This window comes from Arthrobacter sp. NPDC080082, from assembly GCF_040686595.1.
Lineage (GTDB): Bacteria > Actinomycetota > Actinomycetes > Actinomycetales > Micrococcaceae > Arthrobacter.
The window spans coordinates 503,665-510,346 of record NZ_JBFBKQ010000002.1; the positions used below are offsets into that span (position 1 = coordinate 503,665).

General features: G+C 69.0%; 7 protein-coding genes. 2 read left to right on the forward strand and 5 right to left on the reverse strand.

Translation table 11 applies throughout. The features are described from left to right. Positions 1-105: 105 nt before the first annotated feature. Entirely contained in the window at positions 106-1,290 is a 1,185-nt protein-coding gene (locus tag AB0O44_RS06735) for a site-2 protease family protein (protein WP_364135754.1), read from the reverse strand. Next, positions 1,283-2,023: an HAD family hydrolase gene (locus AB0O44_RS06740; protein ID WP_364135757.1), complete on the reverse strand. Its 741-nt coding sequence runs from the start codon at positions 2,021-2,023 to the stop codon at positions 1,283-1,285. The genes AB0O44_RS06735 and AB0O44_RS06740 overlap by 8 nt, the downstream gene beginning before the upstream one ends. Before the next feature lie 153 nt (positions 2,024-2,176). On the opposite strand from AB0O44_RS06740, the gene AB0O44_RS06745 reads away from it, so the two are divergent. Then, a complete protein-coding gene (locus AB0O44_RS06745) occupies positions 2,177-3,082 on the forward strand; it encodes a PAC2 family protein (protein ID WP_364135760.1) in 906 nt (301 codons plus the stop codon). An 84-nt stretch (positions 3,083-3,166) separates the two neighbouring features. Here the strand turns inward: AB0O44_RS06745 and mshC are convergent, their stop codons facing one another. Then, on the reverse strand, positions 3,167-4,450 hold the full coding sequence (mshC, locus tag AB0O44_RS06750) for a cysteine--1-D-myo-inosityl 2-amino-2-deoxy-alpha-D-glucopyranoside ligase (RefSeq protein ID WP_364135763.1): 1,284 nt from the start codon (positions 4,448-4,450) through the stop codon (positions 3,167-3,169). Positions 4,451-4,465: 15 nt separating this feature from the next. Continuing rightward, positions 4,466-5,299, reverse strand: a complete 834-nt coding sequence (locus tag AB0O44_RS06755; protein WP_290257850.1) for an undecaprenyl-diphosphate phosphatase — start codon at positions 5,297-5,299, stop codon at positions 4,466-4,468. A gap of 51 nt (positions 5,300-5,350) precedes the next feature. Between AB0O44_RS06755 and AB0O44_RS06760 the strand changes: the two genes are divergently transcribed. Continuing rightward, on the forward strand, positions 5,351-6,286 hold the full coding sequence (locus AB0O44_RS06760) for an aldo/keto reductase (protein WP_364135766.1): 936 nt from the start codon (positions 5,351-5,353) through the stop codon (positions 6,284-6,286). Positions 6,287-6,499: 213 nt separating this feature from the next. Here the strand turns inward: AB0O44_RS06760 and AB0O44_RS06765 are convergent. Then, on the reverse strand, positions 6,500-6,682 hold a 183-nt coding region (locus AB0O44_RS06765; protein WP_364135769.1), incomplete at its 5' end, for an HNH endonuclease.

Here is a 6,682-nt window from a genome sequence, read left to right on the forward strand (position 1 = left end):
GGCCGCAGATTCGGCGGCGGCCCGTGGGTTGGCCGGAGATTCACGGCCGGCAGGTAACTCTACCGGTTTCCGGCCCGCTTGGGGTTTCGGGTGGTCCGGTGACAGTCAGCCGCGCTGTTTGCCGGTGAGGGTGTTGAGGACGGTCAGCTGGCGCAGCAGGCCGGTGACGCGCCCGGCGTCGTCGATCACCGCGTAGTCCGAGCCCTCCAGTTGCGCGAGGTACGTCAGGAGTTCCGCGCCCCGGTCCGTTCCCTTGACGTAGGCGCCGGCCGTGAGCGGGTAGGCGACCGCCGCCGCCGGCGTCGTGTCGGCGAGACCGGCGGGTACCTGCGCGGCGGAAGCGGGGTCGACGACGGCGGAGGGACGCCCGTCGGGGCCGTAGAGGACGACGGCGGGGCTGCCGGCGGGCGAGAACCGCAGCACCTCGGCGACGCTGGCGGCGGCGGGTATGCCGATGGCCGGTTCGGCCAGTGCGGCGGCTGCCACGAGCGGGAGCCGGCTACGGTACCGGGCCTGCTGGATCGAGGCGGTGGCGCCGAGCCAGAGGAAGCTCCCCACCAAGAGCGTGATCAACAGCAGGGAGGTGTCCGGCCGGTTGCCGCTGAGCAGGGGAAGCGCCACAAACCAGATGACCAGGGCGGCCACGATGATCCGGCCCGCCCAACCCGCGGCGATGGTGCCCTTCTCGTGGCTGCCGGTGGCCTTCCACACGGCGGATTCCACCAGGCGGCCACCGTCGAGCGGAAGGCCGGGCAGCACGTTGAAAATGCCGATCAGGAGGTTGGCCCACACGAAGATGTTCGCCAGGGTGTCCGCGACGCCCGTCAGTTGGCCGCCGGAGACCACCAGCCAGCCGGCGCCGGCCAGGACCAGGTTCGCGACGGGGCCGGCCATGGCCACCAGCACGGACTTCCCGGGCGAGGCCGTGAACTCCTCGAACTGGGTGTGGCCGCCCCACAGGTTAAGGACGATCTTGCTGGTGGGCCAGCGGTACATCCGGGCGGTCAGGGCGTGGGCCAGTTCATGGACCAGCACCGAGATGAGCAGCAGCACGGCGTAGGCGAACGCCACGAGGTAGGCGGTGGCGCCGAGCCGGGGATTGTTGTGCGCCAGCACCGGGCCGTAGGCGATCACGGTAAACGCGGCGATCGCGAACCACGAGTAGGCCAGGATGACGGGGATGCCGGCGATCCGGCCGAGCGGAATGCCGCCGCGCAGGGAGAACGGCTTGTCCTCGGCCGGTTTGTCGGTGCGCTCCCTGCCTGCCGGAGGCCCGGACGGTTCAGTCATTGCGGCCACCGCCGCTGAAGGCCGGAGCGGGTGCCGGGGTGGTTGCGTGGCGCAGGGTTACGAGTTCCTGGAGGTCCGCGACGGTGCGGCCGGCCAGGGTGTCCCAGGTGGCGCGGCGGGGATCTTCCGGCAACGGAACGATGTGCGGAATGGCCACCGTGGTGACGCCGGAGGCGACCGCTGCGGCGACGCCCGGGGCGGAGTCTTCGAGGGCCACGCAGTGCTGCAGTCCCAGCTCCGGGTCGGCCTCCTGCAGCAGTTCCACGGCCTTGAGGTAGGCCTCTGGGTGGGGCTTGCCCTGGGTGACGGTGTCTCCGGTGACAAGGAACTCGAAGTAGGGCTTGGGCAGGCTGGCCACGATTTCACGCGCGAGCGGCGCCTCGGACATGGTCACGAGCGCGCAGCGGATGCCGGCGGTGTGCAGTTCGTCCAGTAGTTCGCGGGCTCCCGGGCGCCATGGCACCTCCTCGCGGACCAGGCTGACCACATGGCCGGTGAGGGTGTCGATGATCTCGCGGATTTCCAGCCGCACGCCCGCGTCCTGCAGCAGGCCGGCGGAGAACACCAGGGACTGGCCCACCAGCTGCATCGCCTTTTCTTGCGACCACTGGCCGCCGTGTTCCTCGACCAGCGCGTGCTCGGCGGCGATCCAGTACTGCTCGGTGTCCACGATGGTGCCATCCATGTCCCAGAGAGCGGCTTTGAGCAGGGGCGTGGAGGCTGGCGATCGCATGCCTTCCAGTCTACGGTGCAGTGCTTCAGCGCCGATTCAGCGCCGGTGTGCCGGCCGCACCCTGGCGCGGGCCGCTACGCCGAGGGCGAAGACGCCGGACTCAGGGGGCCGGCCTGACTGCATTCGTCCGGAACTTGGACGTAGGGTGAACTCATGAATAGCTTCGACTCGGACACCCCCGAAACGGACGCCCTGCCTGAGCCGGAACGGTTGCTGAAGCCCGTCCCGGAAGGCCAGCGGATCACGGTGATGCTGGCCGCGTTCGAGGGCTGGAACGACGCCGGCGAGGCCGCGAGCGACGCCCTGCGCTACCTGAACAAGCTCTGGGGCGGCAAAAAGGTCGGCACCATCGAGGCGGACGAGTACTACGACTTCCAGTTCACCCGCCCGGTCATCCGCCGGACCGCCTCCGGCGACCGCAAAATCAAGTGGCCTTCCACCCGGATCTTCAAGGCCAGCGTGCCGGGCTCGAACGTGGACGTCATCTTCGTCCAGGGCACCGAGCCGTCCTATAAGTGGCGTGCCTACACCGCCGAACTCCTGGTCCACGCCGAGGCGCTGAACGTCGACTACGTCATCCTGGTGGGGGCCCTGCTGGCGGACGTGCCGCACAGCCGCCCCATCCCGGTCAGCGCCTCGACCGACGACGCCGCCCTGCGGGAGCGGATGGACCTGGAGGCCTCGCAGTACGAGGGCCCGGTGGGGATTGTCGGCGTCCTGTCCGAGGTCGCGCTGCTGGCCGGGCTGCCCACCATCTCCCTCTGGGCCGCCGTGCCGCACTACGTGGCGCAGGCGCCCTCGCCGAAGGCCCAGCTGGCGCTGCTGCACCGGATCGAGGAACTGCTCCAGCTTCCGCTGGACACACAGGAGCTGGTGGAGGACGCGGACGCGTGGGAGCGCGGCGTGGACGAGCTGGCCACCGAAGATCCCGAGATCGCGGCCTACGTCCGGCAGCTCGAGGAGGCCAAGGACACAGCCGACCTGCCCGAGGCCAGCGGCGAGTCGATCGCCCGGGAGTTCGAGCGGTACCTGAAGCGCCGCGGCAAGGACAAGCCGTAGGCCTGATCACCTAGGCCCAGCTTAAACTGCAAAGCGCCGGCGACCCTGTCAGAGGGTCGCCGGCGCTTTTGTGTTGGTGGTTGCCTAGAGCTCGATACCGAGCAGGGCGTTGACCGCATCGGACACCAAGGCGGCGTCGGTGGCCGAGGCCGGGGTGTCTCCGGCGGCCAGGGCGGCACCGGCCCAGGCGTCGACGGCGGCCAGAGCCTCAGGGGCGTTGAGGTCGTCCGAGAGAGCGGCGCGCATCTGTTCGATCAGGGCCTTGGCGGACCCTGCGGGCGCGGACTGGAGCGCCTTGCGCCAGGAATCGAGGCGGCGCTTGGCTTCCTCGAAGCCTTCGGCCGTCCAGGACCAGTCGCTGCGGTAGTGGTGGGCCAGGATGGCCAGGCGGATGGCGGCCGGTTCCTCGCCGGCGGCGCGGAGCTTGGAGACAAGCACCAGGTTGCCCTTGGACTTGCTCATCTTCTCGCCGTCGAGCCCCACCATTCCGGCGTGTGCGAAGTGCTTCGCCAGCGGCGTCCCGGTAAGGGAGTAGGCGTGGCCGGCACCCATTTCGTGGTGCGGGAAGACGAGGTCCGAGCCGCCGCCCTGGACGGTGAAGGGCGCGGGGAGGTACTTCTGTGCGATGACGGTGCACTCGATGTGCCAGCCGGGGCGGCCATCCCCCAGTTCGCCGCCGGCCCAGCTGGGCTCACCGTCGCGGGCCACGCGCCAGAGCAGCGGGTCCAGGGCCTGCCGCTTGCCGGGGCGGCCCGGGTCGCCGCCACGCTCGGCGAAGAGCTCGAGCATCTCGGCGTCGGAGAGGTGCGACACGCAGCCAAGGGTCCAGGCACCGGCGTCCTCGGCCGAATGCTTCCCGGCGGCTTCGACGTCGTAGTAGACATCGCCGTCGGGCTCGCCGTCCGTGCCGGCAACCCGGTAGGCCAGGCCGCGTTCAAGCAGGGATTCGATGGCGGGAACGATCAGCGGGATGGCCTCGACCGCGCCGATGTAGTCATCCGGGGCGAGGACGTTGAGGGCTTCCATGTCCGTCTGGAAGAGCTCGATCTGGCTGGCCGCGAGGTCGCGCCAGTCGACGCCGGTCGCCGTCGCGCGCTCCAGCAGGGGGTCGTCGACGTCGGTGACGTTCTGGACGTAGGCGACCTTCTGGCCGCCGTCGCGCCAGGCCCGGTTGAGCAGGTCAAAGGCGACGTAGCTGGCGGCGTGCCCCATGTGGGTGGCGTCGTAGGGCGTGATGCCGCAGACGTACATGGACTGCTCCCCCGCCACGTCGAGGGTCACGGGGCCGCCCTGGGCGGTGTCGAAGAGACGCACGGCGGGCATGGCGCCCGGCAGTTGGGGAACGGGGCGGGAGGTCCAGGATTTCACAGACCAAGCCTAGTGCTAGGCGCTGATGACATTGAAACCGAGCAGTAGGTAGAGTGCCAGGCCCAGGAGGATGCGGTACCAGACGAAGAGCCGGTAGCTGCGGGTGGAAACGTACTTGAGGAACCAGCCGATGATGACGTAGCCCACCACGAACGCGATCACGGTGGCCAGGCCCGTTTCGGGGAGGCCGTAGGGGCCGCTGAGGCCTTCCTTGGTGAGCACCTTGTAGAGCTGGTAGAGGCCGCTGCCGAAGACGGCGGGGATGGCCAGGAGGAAGGAGTAGCGGGCGGCGGCCTCGCGGGTGTAGCCCATGAAGAGGCCCGCGGTGATGGTGCCGCCGGAGCGGGACACGCCCGGGATGAGCGCGAGGGCCTGGGCGAACCCGTAGAGGATGCCGTGCTTGTAGGTGAGCCGGCTGAGGTCGCGCTCCTGCCGGCCGGTGGCGTCGGCGACAGCGAGGATCATGCCGAAGACGATCAGCATGGTCGCGACGATCCAGAGGCTGCGCAGCACGGATTCGATCTGGTCCTGGAAGAGCAGGCCGAGGACGATGATGGGGAGGCTGCCGAGGATGACCAGCCAGCCCATCCGCGCGTCGGGGTCCTGGCGGGAGACCTTGCCGGTGAGCGAGCCGAACCACGCCTTCACGATCCGGACGATGTCGCGCCAGAAGTAGACGATCACGGCCGTCTCGGTGCCCAGCTGCGTGATGGCGGTAAAGGCGGCTCCGGGGTCCGAGGCGTCCGGGAGGAACTCCCCGACGATCCGAAGGTGGGCGCTTGAGGAGATCGGGAGGAACTCTGTCAGTCCCTGCACAAGGCCCAGAAAGGCCGCTTCTATCCAGTTCACGTTTATAGACCCTACCGGTACGGCCGGCCGAAGCACCGTAAGCTTGCAGGCATGCAGCAGCGTTATGTCGGCAACAGTGGGTTGCGTGTCTCGTCCCTGTCCCTTGGCACCATGTCCTGGGCCGGTGAGACCGATGAGCAGGATGCCGCTGCCCTGCTCCATACCTTTGTCGATGGCGGCGGCACCCTGATCGACACCGCGGCTTCCTACGCCGGCGGCCGGGCCGAGGCGATGCTCGGCAGCATGCTCAACGACGTCGTGGCGCGCAGCGAGGTGGTCATATCCACCAAGGCGGGGCTGACGACGTCGGGCGCACGCCACAGCGTGGACACCTCACGCAACGCCCTCCTCTCCAGCCTCGATGCCTCCCTGGCCCGGCTGGGCACCGACTACGTGGACCTGTGGTTCGCGCAGGCCTGGGATCCCAACGTCCCACTGGACGAGACCCTGGCGGCGCTGGAGTACGCGGTCCGCTCCGGCCGGGTGCGCTACGCCGGCGTCTCCAACTACTCCGGCTGGCAGACCGCCAAGGCCGCGGCGGTGGCCGGGTTCCCGCTGGTGGCCAGCCAGGCCGAGTATTCGCTGCTGCAGCGCAAGGCCGAGGCCGAGCTGATTCCCGCGATTGAAGACGCCGGCCTGGGCCTGATGGCATGGGCTCCCCTCGGACGCGGTGTCCTGACCGGAAAGTACCGCGGCCACATCCCGGCCGACTCCCGCGCCGCCCAGTCGAAGCTGGCGGCGTACGTCGAGCCATATCTTGAGGGAAGCTCCTCCAGCGTGGTCGAGGCGGTTGCCATGGCGGCGAAGGGCCTGGGCCGCAGCATCCTGGACGTCTCCCTGAGCTGGCTGTTGTCCCAGCACGGCGTGGCGACCGCGGTGGTGGGCGCGCGCACCCCGGTGCAGTTGAAGGAAATCCTCGATGCCACGCTCGCACCCCTGCCGCCGGAGATCGCAGTGGCCCTCGAGGACGTCTCCAGCCCGGCGTAGGGCTTTTCGGGCCGGTAATGCCGTGCCCTCGCCACTTCTGCGTGTCCCAACGCGTCCTCTGTAACGCCGCTCTCGCTCTAAAAGCAACTGCTCCCGCGGCAAGCCCTCCCACAGAAACCGCGCTGCGGGACTCCTCGCCCGGCCGCCTGCTGCGTCTCGCCCGCTCGTGGTTCCATCCGCGCATCTGGACTTCTGCCCCGATCATGCGCATGTTCACTGCGTGAAGTAGTGGTTTTGTCGGGGTTTTTGGTGGGGGTCGAGGTGGGGTGGCGGGATGTACCAGGGAGTCCCGGCGCGTGACTGGATGGTCCATTGTTCTTTGTGGATCAGGTGATGGTGGTGTGAGCACAGCAGGACACCGTTGTCTGTGCTGGTTGATCCGCCGCGGGACCAGTA

Excerpts from the sequence above, each read along its gene's own strand:
- AB0O44_RS06735 (WP_364135754.1), bottom strand. The coding sequence starts at position 1,290 with ATGACTGAACCGTCCGGGCCTCCGGCAGGCAGGGAGCGCACCGACAAA.
- AB0O44_RS06740 (WP_364135757.1), bottom strand. The coding sequence starts at position 2,023 with ATGCGATCGCCAGCCTCCACGCCCCTGCTCAAAGCCGCTCTCTGGGAC.
- AB0O44_RS06745 (WP_364135760.1), top strand. The coding sequence starts at position 2,177 with ATGAATAGCTTCGACTCGGACACCCCCGAAACGGACGCCCTGCCTGAG.
- AB0O44_RS06760 (WP_364135766.1), top strand. The coding sequence starts at position 5,351 with ATGCAGCAGCGTTATGTCGGCAACAGTGGGTTGCGTGTCTCGTCCCTG.